16 protein-coding genes and 1 other annotated feature are annotated in these 17,439 nt (G+C 36.1%); of the genes, 9 read left to right on the top strand and 7 right to left on the bottom strand.

Annotated elements, in window-relative coordinates; genetic code table 11:
• The first annotated feature begins 99 nt into the window (after nt 1–99).
• The 7 genes from ACPWSR_RS07840 to ACPWSR_RS07870 all read left to right on the top strand — a co-directional run bounded on the left by ACPWSR_RS07840 (nt 100) and on the right by ACPWSR_RS07870 (nt 8,722).
• Nucleotides 100–969, top strand: a complete 870-nt coding sequence (locus ACPWSR_RS07840; RefSeq protein WP_426351125.1) for a transglutaminase-like domain-containing protein — start codon at nt 100–102, stop codon at nt 967–969.
• Between the two features lie 10 nt (nt 970–979).
• Nucleotides 980–1,873, top strand: a complete 894-nt coding sequence (locus ACPWSR_RS07845) for a GyrI-like domain-containing protein (RefSeq protein WP_426351126.1) — start codon at nt 980–982, stop codon at nt 1,871–1,873.
• A 176-nt stretch (nt 1,874–2,049) separates the two neighbouring features.
• Complete coding sequence (locus ACPWSR_RS07850) at nt 2,050–3,447, top strand: tryptophanase (protein ID WP_426351127.1); 1,398 nt, start codon at nt 2,050–2,052, stop codon at nt 3,445–3,447.
• Nucleotides 3,448–3,777: 330 nt separating this feature from the next.
• Entirely contained in the window at nt 3,778–4,920 is a 1,143-nt protein-coding gene (locus ACPWSR_RS07855) for a YcjF family protein (protein WP_426351128.1), read from the top strand.
• A gap of 542 nt (nt 4,921–5,462) precedes the next feature.
• Nucleotides 5,463–6,002 carry a GNAT family N-acetyltransferase gene (locus ACPWSR_RS07860; protein WP_426351129.1) on the top strand — a complete coding sequence of 180 codons (540 nt, stop codon included), beginning with the start codon at nt 5,463–5,465 and terminating at the stop codon, nt 6,000–6,002.
• 149 nt (nt 6,003–6,151) lie between these two features.
• Nucleotides 6,152–6,373: a binding site (T-box leader), on the top strand.
• Nucleotides 6,374–6,551: 178 nt separating this feature from the next.
• Nucleotides 6,552–7,841 carry an aspartate--tRNA(Asn) ligase gene (gene aspS / locus ACPWSR_RS07865; RefSeq protein WP_426351130.1) on the top strand — a complete coding sequence of 430 codons (1,290 nt, stop codon included), beginning with the start codon at nt 6,552–6,554 and terminating at the stop codon, nt 7,839–7,841.
• 179 nt (nt 7,842–8,020) lie between these two features.
• Nucleotides 8,021–8,722 (top strand): CPBP family intramembrane glutamic endopeptidase, encoded by a 702-nt coding sequence (locus ACPWSR_RS07870; RefSeq protein ID WP_426351131.1) that lies wholly within the window; start codon nt 8,021–8,023, stop codon nt 8,720–8,722.
• 55 nt (nt 8,723–8,777) lie between these two features.
• Here ACPWSR_RS07870 and ACPWSR_RS07875 read toward each other — a convergent pair whose 3' ends face one another.
• The 7 genes from ACPWSR_RS07875 to ACPWSR_RS07905 all read right to left on the bottom strand — a co-directional run bounded on the left by ACPWSR_RS07875 (nt 8,778) and on the right by ACPWSR_RS07905 (nt 15,089).
• Nucleotides 8,778–10,802, bottom strand: a complete 2,025-nt coding sequence (locus tag ACPWSR_RS07875) for an ABC transporter permease (protein WP_426351132.1) — start codon at nt 10,800–10,802, stop codon at nt 8,778–8,780.
• Nucleotides 10,792–11,559, bottom strand: a complete 768-nt coding sequence (locus ACPWSR_RS07880) for an ABC transporter ATP-binding protein (RefSeq protein ID WP_426351133.1) — start codon at nt 11,557–11,559, stop codon at nt 10,792–10,794. Before ACPWSR_RS07880 ends, ACPWSR_RS07875 begins: the two co-directional genes overlap by 11 nt.
• A gap of 20 nt (nt 11,560–11,579) precedes the next feature.
• Entirely contained in the window at nt 11,580–11,996 is a 417-nt protein-coding gene (locus ACPWSR_RS07885) for a hypothetical protein (RefSeq protein ID WP_426351134.1), read from the bottom strand.
• 187 nt (nt 11,997–12,183) lie between these two features.
• Nucleotides 12,184–12,600, bottom strand: a complete 417-nt coding sequence (locus ACPWSR_RS07890) for a hypothetical protein (RefSeq protein WP_426351135.1) — start codon at nt 12,598–12,600, stop codon at nt 12,184–12,186.
• A 327-nt stretch (nt 12,601–12,927) separates the two neighbouring features.
• Nucleotides 12,928–13,794, bottom strand: coding sequence for a sensor histidine kinase (locus ACPWSR_RS07895; RefSeq protein ID WP_426351136.1), 867 nt, complete (start codon nt 13,792–13,794; stop codon nt 12,928–12,930).
• A 143-nt stretch (nt 13,795–13,937) separates the two neighbouring features.
• Nucleotides 13,938–14,606 (bottom strand): response regulator transcription factor, encoded by a 669-nt coding sequence (locus tag ACPWSR_RS07900; protein WP_426351137.1) that lies wholly within the window; start codon nt 14,604–14,606, stop codon nt 13,938–13,940.
• A 90-nt stretch (nt 14,607–14,696) separates the two neighbouring features.
• A complete protein-coding gene (locus tag ACPWSR_RS07905; protein ID WP_426351138.1) occupies nt 14,697–15,089 on the bottom strand; it encodes a RidA family protein in 393 nt (130 codons plus the stop codon).
• Between the two features lie 106 nt (nt 15,090–15,195).
• Between ACPWSR_RS07905 and ACPWSR_RS07910 the strand changes: the two genes are divergently transcribed.
• Together ACPWSR_RS07910 and ACPWSR_RS07915 are read left to right on the top strand one after the other, a co-directional pair.
• Complete coding sequence (locus tag ACPWSR_RS07910; RefSeq protein WP_426351139.1) at nt 15,196–15,543, top strand: winged helix-turn-helix transcriptional regulator; 348 nt, start codon at nt 15,196–15,198, stop codon at nt 15,541–15,543.
• 69 nt (nt 15,544–15,612) lie between these two features.
• Complete coding sequence (locus ACPWSR_RS07915) at nt 15,613–17,409, top strand: PD-(D/E)XK nuclease family protein (protein WP_426351140.1); 1,797 nt, start codon at nt 15,613–15,615, stop codon at nt 17,407–17,409.
• Nucleotides 17,410–17,439: the final 30 nt, after the last annotated feature.

Consider the following 17,439-nt stretch of genomic DNA (forward strand, 5'->3'; position numbering starts at 1 on the left):
ATAGCACAAAATATCACTCATCATTATCTATTAGATAGTATAATTGCAATAAATGGACAATAATCCCTTATGCCGAGCATAATGATAGGAGTGATTATTATGATTGAAAACAATATTAACTTATATAGAGACCATGACATCATGACAGAAATTAAAACCATGAAAGCTATGGTTACCAATATACCAAGAGATATAAATGTAATTGTAGACTATGTTCAAAATATACTACTCCATCAGCACTGGACCGAGGCTTATGGAGTAAAGCTTAGTGAAGAGTGGAAGAAGGAGCCCTTTATACGAAGCTTTGAGGATAAGCTTAAAATCTTAAATAAACTTGGATATACCCATGTATCAGAGAAAAAGACAAGTGGAAATAAGATCATAGGAATTTGTCGTGACTTTTCTGTAGCTGCTGTTGCTCTTTGTAGAGAGGCGGGCATACCAGCTAGGGCAAGATGTGGCTTTGCCACTTATTTTGATCGAGGTAAGTATATGGACCATTGGGTTCTTGAATATTGGAATCATGACAAGCAGCAGTGGATTATGGTAGACGCACAGATGGACGAGCTTCAGAAAAGAGCTTTGAAGCTGACTTTTGATCCATTGGATGTACCAGAAGAGTATTTTATAACAGGGCCAAGAGCCTGGAAGCTCTGCCGTGAAGGCTTAGCTAATCCTCAGTTATTTGGTATTTTTAAATGGTGGGGCTATGATTATTTAAGGTGCAATCTCATCCTGGATGCCAATTCATTATTAAAGCTTCCCATGCAGCCCTGGGATATGTGGGAAGGCTATAAAAGCAAGCCAATAGAAGAATGGACAGAAAAAGATTATGAGGTAATGGATAAGCTATCTGAGCTTGTCCTGAACTCTAATAGTGACTTTAAGTCTTTATGGAGCTTTGTTCAGGGAGATGAAGGTATTAAAGTACCAGAAGATTTTGCCAAGGTTATCAATAGCTTAGAATAAGGTGATGAATATGTCCTATATCAAGTCTATGGAAAAGGCATTAAATTATATTGAAAATAATCTACAGGAGGATATGGATTTATCTGTTATAGCCAAGGAAGCTGGCTATTCTCTTTATCATTTTCACCGTATTTTTAAGGGTGTTATAGGGGATTCCCTCAAGGACTATGTGAGAAAGAGAAGATTTACAGAGGCAGCAAAGGAGCTAGTATATACAGATAAGTCTATCCTGGATATTGGCATAAAATATGGTTATGAATCAAGAGAAGCCTTCACCAGAGCCTTTGAAAAGGTTTATGGAAGAGCACCTTCAGAGGTGAAAAGAGATAAATTGCTTTATTTTATAAGAGAGCCAATAAACCTTGAGTATATGCTGTTTCGATTAAAATTAAATAAGGAAGGATTGAAGCCTTCATATTTGAAGCTTCCTGAAAGGAATGTAGTAGGTAAGAAGTGGAGGGTCAAGGCTGATGGCAGCAATCTTCAAGATATACCGCTGCTGTGGCAGAGATGGCATGGTGATAAGGAAAAAGAGAAGATAATAGGACGTAAAAATAATGATGAAGGTATGGGTATCTGCATATTTTCACAAGGCGAGAGCTTTGATTATATGATAGGCCACGAGGTTAATACCATAGAGAATATTCCTGAGGACATGGTGGTGTATAGATTAGAGCCCTCCCTTTATGCAGTTTTTAAGGTTATTGGGCCAATAACAGAAAGTGTACAAAAAACCTGGGGCTACATCTATTCAGTATGGCTTAATGAAGAGGGCTATAATCATAAAAATACTGACGACATTGAATATTATTATTACGATAATGGACAGCTTGTAGCAGATCTTTACGTGCCTATAGGCCCTATGAGTGAACTTTCTGCTGAGCTTTGCTTGTCCAATGAATAAAGAGTTTTAGATAAGCTGCCTTTTACCAGGCAGTCTTTTTTTGTTTATTTTCTATTTTTCATAGATAAAAGTGAGGATGTTCTCAAAATATTCCTAATATTGACAATTATTTTTAACAGTAATAAAATTATTTAGTAAGGATAATTTTGGAATAAATTAAAAATGGAGGTTTCATTATGGCAATTAAATATATTCCTGAGCCATTTAGAATCAAGATGGTTGAAACTATTAAAATGACCACAGAGGAAGAGCGTAAGGAAAAGATAAAGGAAGCCAAGTACAATCTTTTTAATCTTAAGGGTGAAGACGTATACATTGACCTTCTTACGGATTCGGGTACAAATGCAATGAGCTCTGAGCAATGGGCAGGCATCATGAATGGTGATGAAGCCTATGCCGGTGCACGAAGCTATTATCGACTTGTTAATACAGCTAGGGATATATTTGGATATGACTATATACAGCCTGTACATCAAGGTCGTGCTGCAGAGAAGGTTTTATTTCCAGCCTTTCTTCATGAAGGACAATATGCTATTTCTAATATGTTCTTTGATACCACAAGGGCTCATGTTGAGCTGGCAGGAGCCAGGGCAATAGACTGTGTAGTGGAAGAGGCTAAGGATCCAAGCCGCCGATGCAAGTTTAAGGGGAATATGGATGTAAAGCATCTTGAAGAGATAATCCTAGAAAAAGGTCCTGAAAATGTAGGCTTAGTAGTAATGACAGTTACAAACAATTCAGCAGGTGGACAACCTGTTTCCTTGAAGAATATCCGTGATACTGCTGAGGTTTGTAAGAAATACAACATCCCATTAAATATTGATGCAGCGCGTTATGCTGAAAATGCCTTCTTTATTAAAAGAGACGAAGAAGAATGCAGGGATATGACAATAAAAGAAATCATCAATAAAATGTTCTCCTATGGTGATATGTTCACCATGTCTGCTAAAAAGGATACTATTGTTAATATGGGTGGTATGATTGGTGTCAAGGATCCAGTGAAGAATGAAGAACTGGTTATCAAGATTAAAGCTAACTGCATAAGCTATGAGGGCTTCATCACATATGGAGGACTAGCTGGTCGTGATTTAGAGGCGCTGGCTATTGGTCTTGAGGAAGGTCTTAATGAGGATTATTTAAGATATCGTATAGGACAGGTGGAGTATTTAGCATCACGTCTAGATGACGCAGGTATTGTGTATCAAGCTCCTGTTGGGGGTCATGGAGTCTTTGTAGATGCCAAGGCTATGTTCCCTCATATTCCTTATTACGAGTTTCCTGCTCAGGTTCTAGCTATAGAGCTTTACAAGGAGGCTGGAATCAGAACCTGTGATATTGGCTCCTATATGCTTGGTAATGATCCTGATACCGGTGAGCAGCTCCATGCAGATTTTGAATTTACAAGGCTTGCCATACCAAGAAGAGTCTACACTCAAGCTCATATAGATGTTATGGCTGATGCTTTAATAGCAATTAAAGAGCGTGCCCATGAAATTAAGCGCGGCTATAAAATCACCTGGGAGCCACCAATACTTAGACATTTCCAAGCACACCTAGAGCCAATTGAAGAATAGGGCAAGAAAGCTATAGCTTTATTAATTTCAGAAATAATAATATGGACTAGCCTCCTTAGAAAATAGGCTAGTCTACTTTTATATTTAGGAGTCAAATTTATATAGACCCTTAGCACCCCGGAGATGTTTCAGACTTTAACCCTTGTGGAGGCTTCTTAATCCTAGATAAAGATTTATAATGATTAAGCTAAAAGAATTACCTATTGACCATAGGATACCTTAGGGAGCTGTTCATTGCTTGAGAAAGTTGTATTTGATAAAATTAGTACAGAGATAAAAATTTTTATTGAGAATGTTGTTTATAAAAAAGTATAAAAGGGGTGCAGAATTATGGAGATAAATACAGAGAAGATTGCTCAGGACTGTATCAAAGCAATCAATGAAAAAATAAGAAATTTAAAGACCCTAAACATCGTTGTTGCTGGTAAGACTGGTGTGGGTAAAAGCACACTGATAAATAGTGTTTTTAGAGAAAAGCTAGTGGAAACAGGAATTGGTAAGCCTGTAACCATGCATATGAGAAAGATCAGTAAAAAGGACTTCCCTTTAAGTATATATGATACTCGAGGCCTTGAGCTGGGAAAAGAGGCTCAGAGTGAAGTGAAGAAGGAGATTATAGATACCATAAGGAAGGGTGTGGCTTCCAAGGATATTAATGAGGCCATTCACTGTATATGGTATTGCATAAATACTGCTTCTAATAGGATAGAACAGTACGAGATTGACTGGCTGAGGGACTTTGCTGAGGAAAATAAATTAACTCAGGTTCCAGTTATAATTATTTTAACCCAGTCCTTTTCTAAGAAAAAGGCAAAGGAAATGCAGAATATAGTTCTCAATGAAAACCTGGATGTAGTTCAGGTAGTTCCTGTACTAGCTGAGGACTATGAGATAGATGAAGATTATGTTCAGAAGGCCCATGGCTTAGATAATTTGATTTCTGTAATGAGTGAGGTCCTCCCTGATGAGCTAAAGGATACACTACAAAACGTTCAGATAGCTTCCCTAGAGCAAAAGCGGAGGAGTGCCCGGAAAGCCGTGGCCACAGCAACTCTAGCCACCTTTGGAGAAGGCTTCGCACCAATACCTTTTGCTGATGCCTCACTGATGGTTCCCACTCAGGTTGCCATGATAGCTACTATTACCTCAATCTTTGGCTTAAATGTAGATAAGAGCATCATCATGGCTTTCGTTTCCTCGGCCTTAGGAGCAGGTGGTGCAACTATAGCAGGAAGGACAATTGTATCGAACCTATTAAAGCTAGTCCCTGGAGCTGGCACTGTAGTTGGAGGATCAATATCTGGAGCCACTGCAGGATTAATAACTACCGCTCTAGGTGAAGCCTACATACGCCTCATGGAAGCAGTCTATAAAGGCGAAATCAGCAGCTCAGACATAGGAACTAAAGCAGGACAAGATAAGCTGAAAAGCTTGTTTAAAGAACAGCTTAAGAAGAAAAAAGATAAAGAGTAGCTGAGACTTACAATTTACCATGTTTATTTTTTATAGAAATTTGATATAATATAAATAAGAAAAGCTTAGTGCGCTAACACTAAGCTAAGTCTTAGAACATTTATTTTGTTTTAGGGCTATTGGATGAATTAAATAGAGATTTAATTAAGAAAAAGTGCTAATCTTGTGAGGATGGGGCACTTTTTTCTTTGCTTTTTACTTCTATATCAAGACAGAGAAACTTAATCTTAATTATTAACTTAGGAATAAAGAGGTTATAACTTAAAATTAGTTTTATAGTATATGAATTTCATCAGGAATCATATTGTTCTGTTGTAAAATATAGTGATATATACATAATTAGGTTAAAGGTAGTGAAAATATAATAGTAAACAGAGTAAGGGGGTTGGAGTCATAGAGAGAAATTCGGATATTAAAATAGAAAATCCAATAGAAGAGCAATACGGCAACAGCAAGGAGAATATTTTTATAGCATTTAGTAATGAAGGAGATTATTTGGGTAGTGCTTATTTTTACTTTCATTTTAAAGGGAGAACAAAATAATGAAATTACATTTTCAAGAGTTTAAAGATGAGATTGATGCTCTTATAGAATTTTTAACATCAGATACTTGGGAATTCCATGGGACACCAAACCCAAAGCCGGAAAGAATTAGAGCAAGCTATGAAAATAATTATTATACTAGTGATGACTGCAAAACCTTTTGGGTTATTTTAGATGAAGATACAAAAGTGGGACAGGTAAGAATTTATGATTTAGAAGATGGTACACCACTCTTTGATATAAGAATTCTCAGCAAGTACAAGGGAATGGGAATTGGAACAAGCACTGTGAATTGGATGGTTGATTATTTATTTAATAATTACTCAGATAAGGAGAGACTAGAAGGCTACACAAGGCAAGATAATTATGCTATGAGATCAGTATTTCATAAGTGTGGTTTTGTTAAGGAAGCACATCATCGAAAGGCATGGCCAGGTGAAGCTGGAAAGCTATATGATGCCATTGGCTATGGTATAACAAAAGAGGATTGGAAGAATGGACAAGCTACTCCTGTTCTCTGGGAGGATTTTAAGTATTAAAGTGAGGAGAAAAATGCAGTCAGTAGATTTCAATAGTATTAGTAGAGAAGGCTATGTAATGTAGCTTAAGTCATAGATGCTAGCCTTCTATGCAAGCTTCAATAATTTCAGTTGACAACTGTAATTATTTTTAATAAAATGTATTAAAAGTAAATTCAATGAAGGAAAGAGTAGATATCTACCTAGTATCCAAAGCGAGTAGGGTTGGTGAGAGCCTATGAGAAAAGTAATATTGAAGGACATTCCTGAGAGGCTTATCTGAAATTTAGTAGGATAGGACGGCTTCCCCCGTTATAGGGCTTAGAGATGATAATGTTTTAATTACATTGTTGGATTAGGATGGTACCGTGAATACAGCATTCACTCCTATTGGGAGTGGGTGCTTTTTTAATACCTAGGAGATTATATTTTCTCAGGAATTAAAAGAAGGCTTGTACACGGTGTAGCCTTAGTTTGACAAGCATTATTAAAAAGGGTGGTACCGCGAATGTTTTTGCCCCTTGGGTTTTATACTCAAGGGGTTTATTAATTTTAAGGAGGAATTATTATATGGATAGGAAGCTAGTAAGTGAGTTAAAGGCAGCAATAAACGAAAGAGTATGTATTAAAGGCTGGGTGCACAGGATCAGGAAATTAAAGAGCATAACCTTTTTAATCCTCAGAGATAGATCAGGGCTTGTCCAGTGTATAGTGGATAACAGTGAAACAAATTTATCAGAAATAACCTTAGAGTCAGTAGTAGCTATTATTGGAACTGTTAAGGAAGCTAATAATAGACTTAATCCATTTGAAATACAGGTGGAGAGCCTTGAGATAATAAATAAGGTTAAAGAGGAGCTGCCCATCGAGATAAACAAGGAGACCTTAGAGGTAAATCTAGATACAATGCTTAATAATAGAGTACTGAGCCTTCGCCATACTAAAGTAAGCAGTATATTCAAGGTACAGAACATTATAGTGGATGCCTTTAAAGTATTTTTAAACAGTGAAGGCTTTACTGAAATACGTACTCCTAAGATAGTGAAGGAAGGAGCAGAAGGAGGCACTGAGGTTTTTGAAGTGAAATACTTTGAGGATAAGGCCTACCTAGCTCAAAGTCCTCAATTTTATAAGCAGATGATGGTGGGAGCAGGCTTTGAAAGGGTATATGAAATAGGTCATGCTTATAGGGCTGAGGAGCATAATACTAACAGGCATCTCAATGAATATGTAAGCTTGGACTTAGAAATGGGCTTCATTGAAAATGAATATGATGTAATGGAGATGGAGGAAAGACTTTTAAAATTCATATTAGAAGAGTTGAAAACCAAGGGCTGTGAATATTTAGAGCTGCTTCAGGTAGAGCTTCCAGAGATAAAAGGTGAAATACCAAAGCTTCAATTCCAAGAAGCAATTAATATACTAAAAGAAAATTATAACAAGCAGGACCTAGATGGTGACCTAGACCCAGAAGGAGAAAGGCTTTTACACAAATATGCAAAAGAAGAGCTAAATAGTGATTTTATCTTTTTGACTAATTATCCTAGAAGGAAGAGACCCATGTATACAATGCCTTATGGAGAAGAGGGAACACACAGCTTTGACTTATTGTTCAAGGGTATTGAGATTACCACAGGAGGGCAGAGGATACATGACTATGAAATGCTGGTTGAAAATATGCAGTACAAAGGGCTTGATCCAGCAAGCTACGAAAGCTATCTAGAGCTATTTAAATATGGAATGCCAAAGCATGGTGGCTTGGCCATTGGACTAGAAAGACTTACAGCAAAAATTCTGGGTTTAGAAAATGTGAGAGAAGCAACGCTAATAACTAGGGATAGAAAGAGGCTTATACCATAATTGAGCATAAGAAGCTTTAGTAAAGTATTATTTCAAAAGATAATACTAAAAGAGCAGCGGCAGCTATTTTGCAACTGCTCTTTTTAAATTGCAAATACTTAATGATAATTGATTTACTGGAAAATATATCAAGTGTTATAATTAATTTGCAGTTTTATTTTGTATTGGAGGAAGGATTTATGGGGAAAATCAGAAGTTTTTTTAGTGTGGACAACCATTATAAAGAAGAGGTAAGGAATTATACAAGGATTGATGGAATAATCGCTATTGTTTATTATGTATTCCTCATGGTTGCGTACTTCTCGATGGGACAAATATTATTGAAAAAGCAGATATATTTAGGGGTAGTTGTAAATTTATTATTGGTCTTAGTATGTATTTTAATAGTTCTTTTAAGGAAACAAAAGCTATCATCACTTGGAATCACTAAGGAAAAGCTGAAAAACTCAATTATCTTAGGAAGCTTCCTTGGGGGTCTTTTTCTTGTATTTAATGGCATTATACCTGTTTTGTTTTCTAAGAGAGAATTAATTTCAGCAGATATGGTTTTATATAATATATTTTATTATTTTGTAATAATAGGTTTTGTTGAAGAGCTTATATTTAGAGGGTTTATTCAAACAAGGTTATACGGAATAATTAAAAATGACTTTTTAGCAATTATCATTGCAGGGGTCATGTTTTCACTTATGCATATACCATTTCAGATGAGTCTTGTAAATATGAGACTTTTTCAATACTTTTCGGAGAATATACTTCAGCTCATAATCCTTGTAGGCTGGCATGTGTTCTTTAATTTCTTATATAAAAAGTACAATTCTATTTTCACTGGAACCATAGTCCATGGCTTTATGAACTTTAGCAGTAATTTATTTAGGTAATATTGTATAAGAGAAAATAGTCACCGTCTACTAATCTGACGGTGACTATTTTAATTTAGTTGCTGTTTTTCACTATATTTTTAAAGCCTGTATAGGTTGCATAAAAGTATCCACCATAGATTATAACCAGTGCTGAGGCTATCATTAGAGTAGAACTTACGTAGCCGCTGTCTTTTGAGGCTATAAAAAGCTCGCTGCTTAAGTTTATACCAACTATAGAGTGAATAATAGCCAAGGATAGAGGTATCATAAAGTAGATCAAATTCTGCACAAGAATTGCTTTATTGATCATTCTCTCTGGAGTACCTATTTTCTTAAGAACACCATATCTAGGAATACTATCACTAGCTTCTGATAATTGCTGAATGGCTAGTACTGCGGCACTGGATATCAGGAACACTATCCCTAGATAAATTCCTACGAATACAAGGATTGCAGAGGAGCCATAGATTGATGCCTGAGTCTGTTCTACTGTGTATCCTGTTACTGGAGTTAAGTCACCTTCGAAATATACATCATCTGCGAGTCTTGTAAATAGGCTGGAGAATTTTTCTTCTGATTCCTCCTGGTTGCTATCGTCAAACATTACATTAATATTTGATTTTTCTGGGATTAGCTCTCCCTGGAAGCTATCAGGAACTATAAAGTATAAGAAATAGGTAGCAGATGGACTAGTAACTATATTTTCTTCTATAGGGTATTCATTTTTAATGGTATAAACCCTTCCTTCTACTTCTAAGTTGTTGCCTTTTTTTAGAAGCTTCTCATAGCTTATGTCTACTTCACCATAGTTAGATACTACTAAAAGTTCATCATCTTCTAATTCTACAGGTGCCTGTCCTTTAAGCTCTGTTATTGAATTATATTCCGATAGCTTTATAGCTGAGAGAGGAGAGTCTGTATATTGATTCTTAAAGGTCTTTTTTTCTTTTTCATTTAAATATTTATTAATTAAATCATCTAAGGTAGCACTCATGTCATATTCGTTGAAAAATACATGGTCTTCATAGTCTTCGAGCTTAAAGTCTATTTTATCTAAAAACTCTTCCATATCCTTTACCTTTTGCTCGTCGCTGGTGATATAAAGCCTCGCTGAAGCATCAAAGGAGATGTTTCCCTCTATAGATTTATCAAGAGTACCTTTATAACCAAACATGGTAACTAAAAGTGTAATGGTTAAGAAAAGCATAAGACATATTACCGTCATGGAAACAAAGTTAGTAGTTATTTTGTTGTTTATCTGTCTTAATACAAAGACATTTAAATTCTTTAAATATAGCTTTTTATTTTTCTGCACAGCCTGGATGAAGAAGCTGGAGAGACTGAAAAAGAATAATAGAGTACCAAAAGCTCCTAAGGCTATAGAGACTAAAATCATAAAATCATCGGTATTAAGCCCAGCTTTGAGAATTATAATGTAGGCTGCTACTAGCATTCCAATAGATATAAGAAAAAGTACTACAGAAGCAAAGGTGTTTTTAAGCCTTACTGTTTCATTTTTCTTTGCAGCACTGATGAGATCTATCAGCTTATATTTTGAAATAGTAAATTGGTTAAAGGCCATCACCAGAAGAAAGATAATTCCAAAGTATAAGGCAGTTTTAATTATCGCTTCAAAGGATACAATGAACTTATAGCCTGTCATATCAACCACTAAGAGCCTTGCAGTGATTACTGAAAGCCCTTGAGATACAATAACTCCGATGATCAATCCAACTACTAAGGACATGAGGGCAATTATAAGGGTTTCTAGGGTTAATATTCTTGAAATCCTGCCCTTTGACATGCCTAAGGTTAAGTATATGCCCATTTCTTTTTTACGTTTTTTGATTAAGAAGTTATTTGCATAAATTATAAGCCCACCTAATATAAAGGATACAAATACCGAGGCTCCTGCTATAAAGTTGTTTAACATTGTAACATAGCTTGCAGTGCTTTTATTTATTTCAAGGATTGCCCTTTGTGCTTCAATAGAATTAAAGCTGTAAAATATACATACGGCAAAGGTCAGTGTCAAAAAGTATATAGTATAATCCTTAAAGCTTCTCTTCACATTGTTTATGGCTATTTTAGAAAACATCTCCAGCATCGCCTCCTAGTAGAGTTACAACTTCAATTATTTTGTTGAAAAATTCCTTTCTAGTATCCTGTCCTCTCACAAGCTCATTGAAGATTCTTCCGTCCTTTATGAATAGTATTCTATGGGCATAGCTTGCAGTAAAGGCGTCATGGGTTACCATTAGGATTGTAGCCTGTAATTCCTTATTGAGCTTTTCAAAGGAGCCTAGTAATAGTCTTGAGGATTTTGAATCTAAGGCTCCTGTAGGCTCATCAGCTAATATCAGAGAAGGCTTGGTTACCAGAGCCCTGGCAGAAGCTACCCTTTGCTTCTGACCTCCGGACATCTGATAGGGATATTTCTTTAATACATCACTGATTTCAAGCTTTTCAGCGGCTTCTTTAATGAGGGTATCTATCTCACCAGGTTTTTTATTTTGTATTGTAAGAGCTAAGGCTATATTCTCATAAGCTGTGAGGGTGTCTAGAAGATTAAAGTCCTGGAAGATAAAGCCCAGCTCATCCCGGCGAAACTTCTCTAGATTCTTTGCTTTAAGAGCTGTGATATCCTTATTATTTATGATGATATGGCCAGTGGTAACCGTATCGATGGTTGAAATACAGTTAAGTAAGGTTGTCTTACCGCTCCCGGAGGGGCCCATAATTCCTATAAATTCTCCCTTATCCAGCCTGAAGCTTATATTATCTATGGCTTTGGTTACATTTCCCTTATTTCCGTAGTACTTCTCTATTTTTTCTACCTTTAGTATATTTTCCATTTCGATTCCTCCCAGTTTACTTATTTCTTTACTTCAAACTGCATTCTAATTTCTTTTATATCGCTGTCGCCAGCAAAGATGGCCACAGAATATAGCCCTTCTTCAAGGCCCTCTGGATCCGATAGCTTAACTGAGAAATATCTGGAGCTGCTCATTTTTACATCCTCTTCAACCTTGAATCGATTTTCTCTTTTAGTTTCGCCTTTATACCATATAACGGTGCCTTCCTTAACTAAGAGCCTTTTACCTCTTGCAGAAAAGTAAATGTCATCCTCTGGTGCAAATACTTTTGTTTCATCTACAGGCTTTCCATTCTTGTCTATGCTTCTTGAGACAGCTCCATCCACAATCTTTGGACCAAAGAAATATTTATAAGCAGGATTAGCTCCTACTAACACTAAAATCAATATTATTGCAGGTATTATTAATTTTTTCATTTTTATTCCTCCTAGAATTATTTGTGCTTTGTCTATGTGTATATATTACCGTGATTACCATAAGTACATATTAGTTTCTATTTCATTAAGGTTACAATTTTGAAAGAAGTTATTACTGACAGGCCCTGAGATACAATAATTCCTAGATTAATCCAACGATTAGGAACATAAGGCCAGTTTATCTTCCTTATTTCTTCACTTCAAACTGCAGTTCAACTTGTATATAATCGCTGTTACCGGCATAGATAACCACTGAATACAGCCCTTCTTCAAGGCCCTCTGGATCAGATAGCTTAGCTCCAAAATATCTGGAGCTGCTCATTTTCACATCCTCCTGAACCTTGAAGCGGTTTGCTTTTTTAGCTTCGCCCTTGTACCATACAACTTTCCCTTCTTTAACTAAGAGCCTCTTACCTCTTGCAGAAAAGTAAATCTCATCCTCTGGTGCAAATACTTTGGTTTCATCTACAGGCTTTCCATCCTTGTCGATACTTCTTGATACAGCTCCATCCACAATCTTTGGACCGAAGAAATATTTATAAGCAGAGTTAGCTCCTACTAACACTAAAATCAATATTATTGCAGGTATTATTAATTTTTTCATTTTTATTCCTCCCAGAATTTTTTATTGTTTGTCTATTTTAATGTGATGCACTATGAGTGCCTATCAGCTTTAATTTTATTAAGGTTATATTCACAAGTACCAAAATCACTACCGCTGCTGGAACTAATATTTTTTTCATTTTCATCCCTCCTAGAATTTTTTGTTCCTTGTCTATGTGTATATAATACCGTGATTTACCATAAGTACATATGAGTTTCTATTTCATTAAGGTTACAATTTTGAAAGAATAGATATTTTTTAGGAGGAAAAATTATGGGCTCACAAGACTATGCTCTATGCACTAGCTGTGAACCCATAATTATAATGTTATTTCATTAGGTTTATTTTGTTTAAGGGGAAGGTAATACTAACCTTAGTACCTTGTCCATCTTGAGAGCTGAGGTTAAGGCCTAAGCCAAGCTGATTGCAGAGCTTCTTGCAGATATAAAGTCCTATACCGGTAGATTTGCCAAGCTTTCTTCCGTTCTGTCCCGTAAAGCCTTTTTCAAAAATTCTATTTATATCCTTGTCTATGATGCCTATGCCATTGTCTTCTATGGTAAGGACTATGTTATTTTCATTTCTTTCCGTATATATTTTTACCCATCCTCCTTTTTCCTTGGAGTATTTAAGGGCATTTCCTATTATTTGATTTAGTATGAAGGATAGCCACTTGCCATCACTATATACAATGCCCTCCGTATCCTCCAGCTGGATGGATATTCTTTTGTTAATAAAGTCTCTGGAATTCTTCTTTACAACACTTCTAACATACTCATCCAAATCTATTTCTCTAATGATGTAATCCTTGCTTACATTATTGCTTCTTGAGTAATATAGCACCTGCTCGATGTATTCTTCAATCTTCTTTATTTCATAATTGATATTTTTAGTAACCTCATTTTCGTTGTTTTCTATAATAAGCATTGTGGAGGCAATGGGAGTCTTGATTTCATGGACCCAGGTCTCTATGTATTCTCTGTATTCCATTTCCATATCTCTATATTTCTTTACATGCTCATGCATCTCTTTGTTTGCTTGCCTTAGCAATTCATAAAGAAGCTTTCCTTCTATAAACTCTGGCTCTTTGATAACCTCAGAAAGAAGATATTTTTTGTCCAGGCTTTCCATTATGCTGTTTATCTCATCATAGAATCTCTTCTCCTTGATGAATTCTGAAATAATATAAAACATAATGGGAAGAAACCAGGTTAAGAAAATAATGATTATTGCAGGGGGTTCCAACCCTATAAGCAGCATGATACCGCTTACTATTATAAATAATATAAAATTAATCAGGAGGAATAGGACCCTGTCCTTTAGATAATCTGTTATCCTCATGGCAGTATATACCCTAGGCCACGCCTTGTTTCTATGCTTTCCTTCATGCCAACCTCTTCAAGCTTTTTTCTTAGCCTTGTAACATTAACCGATAGATTATTATCATCTACAAATATGTCCGAGCTCCACATAAAATCCATCAAATCATCTCTTGATACTATTTTTCCTTTACTCTTAATAAGGCAGGAGAGTATTTTAAGCTCATTTTTCGTCAGCTCCGCAGTATTGCCGTTATAGCTTATAGAGCCATTGGATAAATTAAGCTTTAGATCATTATAAGTGATGATATCCTGGACGTTAGCTCCTTGAGTTCTCCTTAGTAGAGAAGTAATCCTGGCCAAAAGGATTTGGGTGTTATAGGGCTTGGTAATAAAATCATCAGCCCCTAAATTCATGCTCATAAGCTCATCCATCTCACTATCCCTGCTGGTGACCACTATTATAGGCACATCAGAGCTTTTTCTTATCTCTCTGCATATGTGATAGCCATCAAAGACAGGCAGGTTTATATCAAGGAGTATTAAATCTGCTTCTTCCTTTAAAATATATTCAATGACATTCTCAAACTCCGTTGGAGCTAAGGCTTCATAACCATATCTGGTGAGAAAGGTCTTAAGCTCCTCCCTTATGGTTTCCGTATCCTCTATAATGATAATTTTTGACATGACTTCACTTCCTTTGTAGTATCTTTGAATTAACTGGATGAAAAGTTAATTAAAGTATATCATACTTGGAAATGAAAAATCATTTAAGATTTAATTGGTATGTGCCACAGCTCTTATCTCAATCAACTGATGGGGAAAAGCTAGTCCGGATACACCGATCAAGGTACCAGCAGGACGATGGTCTCCTACATATTCTTTGAACATACCTACACACTGTTCAAAATGCTCTTGAGGGTTTGTGAGAAATATCTCCATTTCAGCGATATTTGATCTGGTAACTCCAAAGCCTTCTAGAACTCTATCCAGATTCTCTAGGGTTTGGCGGGTCTGTGTCTCGAAATCACCTTCCCCAATAAAGTTTCCGTCTATATCATGAGAAAACTGACCGGAAATATAGATGGTATTATCCACCTTATATCCCTGAGAAAGACCATAAGTATCCTCCCATGAAACGCCATGAAAATAGGTTTTAGTATTAGCCATATTTTTCTCTCCTTTACTTTTAATGTAAGGCTAGTATAAACTAATATAAAGGAAATAAGTAGTACGCACTTTTTTGTTAGGTACTACCTGAAAGGATAGTGTGGATATGGGCATGGCCGAATATCAAGGTAAGGTTAAGAATATTCAGGATACACCCTTTGGCTATACAATATCAGTCATTGGTGGCAAGTGGAAGATGGTTATAATTTATCTTTTGGCAGAGAATCAGCCAGTGCGTTTTAATGAGCTTAAAAGACAAATTGGAACCATTACATTTAAGATGCTAAGCTCACAACTGAAGGAATTAGAAGCTGATGGTCTTGTAATGCGAAAGGAATACCCTCAAGTTCCACCAAAGGTTGAGTATTATCTCACAGAAAAGGCTAAAACTCTATTACCGGTTTTGGAGGAGCTTTGTGAGTGGGGTGCAAAGAATCATAATTTTAGTGATTAAAAGATATATATGTTAAGACTCAATAATATTTAGTGGGGAAATAAGCTTATAGGCTAATAGGGGGACACTATGGAAATTAAAGACTTATTTGAGCTGGAAAATGATATAAGCTTTCAGAAGCTGAATCAGCAGGTTAATACTTTTAATGCCTTGAAGGTACTGAGGCTGGAGGGGCATGAGATACGCCATTCAAATATAATTGCTTGGCTTTTAAATCCGAAAGAAAACCATAATCTTCAGGATTATTTTTTTCGTAAGGTCCTGGAGACTCTTATACTTATAGAGGAAAATAGCAATAATCTTAAATGTGAGCTAGTAGAGGCTGTTCTCAACAATTCATTGATGGGAAGTCAGGTATATCGTGAAGTTAAAACACATAATAATCGGTTTATTGATTTAGTAATTATTAATCAGCAGCTTAAGCTGGTTGTTTTCATAGAAAATAAAATTTATTCCACAGAGTCTCAAAATCAATTAGACGATTATTTATCCTTTGTAAAAGATAAATATGCAGGCTTTAAAATAATTCCCATATACCTAACCCTTCAGGGGGAAGAGCCCTCTAATAAAGAGTACTTTATTCTTACCCATGAGAGGATAGAAGGAATTCTTAACATAATCCTTATGCTTCAAAGGGAGCAACTAAACGCCAATGTTTATAGCTTTATAAAGGATTATCAACAGGTATTGAAGGATTTATTTTATCCCAATAAAGAGCAGATACTGCAAGCGATAAATTTATATAGAAGCTACAGCAGTGTGATCAGCAGTCTCTTTGAAGAGATACCTTCGATTAACAAGCCCTTGACCTTTAAATATGATTATAAAACTGAATTTGTAATGAAATACAGACAAACTATTGATTATATATTCAAGCGTGGTAAGAATATCATATCCTACAGCTTCGAGGATTTTATTCAGAGGCAATTTAATGGAGAGGTTATCCATAATGTTCACCCTACGGTACCATCCTTCCTTCCTCCAGAGTGGGAGCCTATTAGAGAAATGAGGCTGAGAGAGGAAAGCTATTGGCTAGGGACAGGCTTGGTTATTTGGTTTGAGCAGGGGCATGATAGTAGATTGCGCCTCATTGTAGAGATTGGTCCCATAGAGTATGACTCAAGACTAGCCCTCCTAGAAAAGCTTCAGGAGTCAGGCTTATCTATAAAAGAAAAGTCAAAGAAGGAAGGGGCTCGCTACACCAGAATCTTCACAAAAGCTATTGATATAAATAACTGGAATGACAAGAGTGACCTTACCCAGGGGATGCTTGACTTATATAATAGTTCAGATTTTATTACTCTTAAAAATATGGTTGCTGCTATTCTAAATAATAATTCTCCAATAAAAGATCAAATAATTAACGGGGCAGAGGTTTCACCCTATAATAGATTAGGAGAGGTGCCTAAGGCTTTTGAAGAATTCATGGCTGATCTAAAGCTCACAGAAAGTCACTACCGTATTTCTTCTAGGAATCTATCCTTTGTACTTCCGCTCTTTGACAGCTTCAAGGAGAAGCTAGGAGAGACAAGAGAAAAATGGTGGTGGCATAATGGACCATTTTTAATATGGTATAGCTATGATGAAGCTTCACTGTATTTTACCCTGGAAGTGGGGCCGATTGAAGGAGATATGCGTGTCCTCCTGATGGAAGCCATAAAGGAAAAGGGTGTTAGGTTTAACAAGAAAGGGATTAATCCAGAAGCAAAATATACCCGTATATACTCTAAGACAATAGGGATTAAAGACCTAGATGAAGCTGAGCTACTGAGAGCTTTCCGTGGCTTGTACCATGATACAGAGTTTCAGAGCATAATAGAAAAGCTTCAAAATATCTATGACGAAACAATAAGCAAGATAGAATAAGCTTATGAATATTTTAGGAGCAGCTATAGC

The sequence above is a fragment of the Alloiococcus sp. CFN-8 genome (genome assembly GCF_049943125.1).
Classification (GTDB): domain Bacteria; phylum Bacillota; class Clostridia; order Clostridiales; family Clostridiaceae; genus JAEXZL01.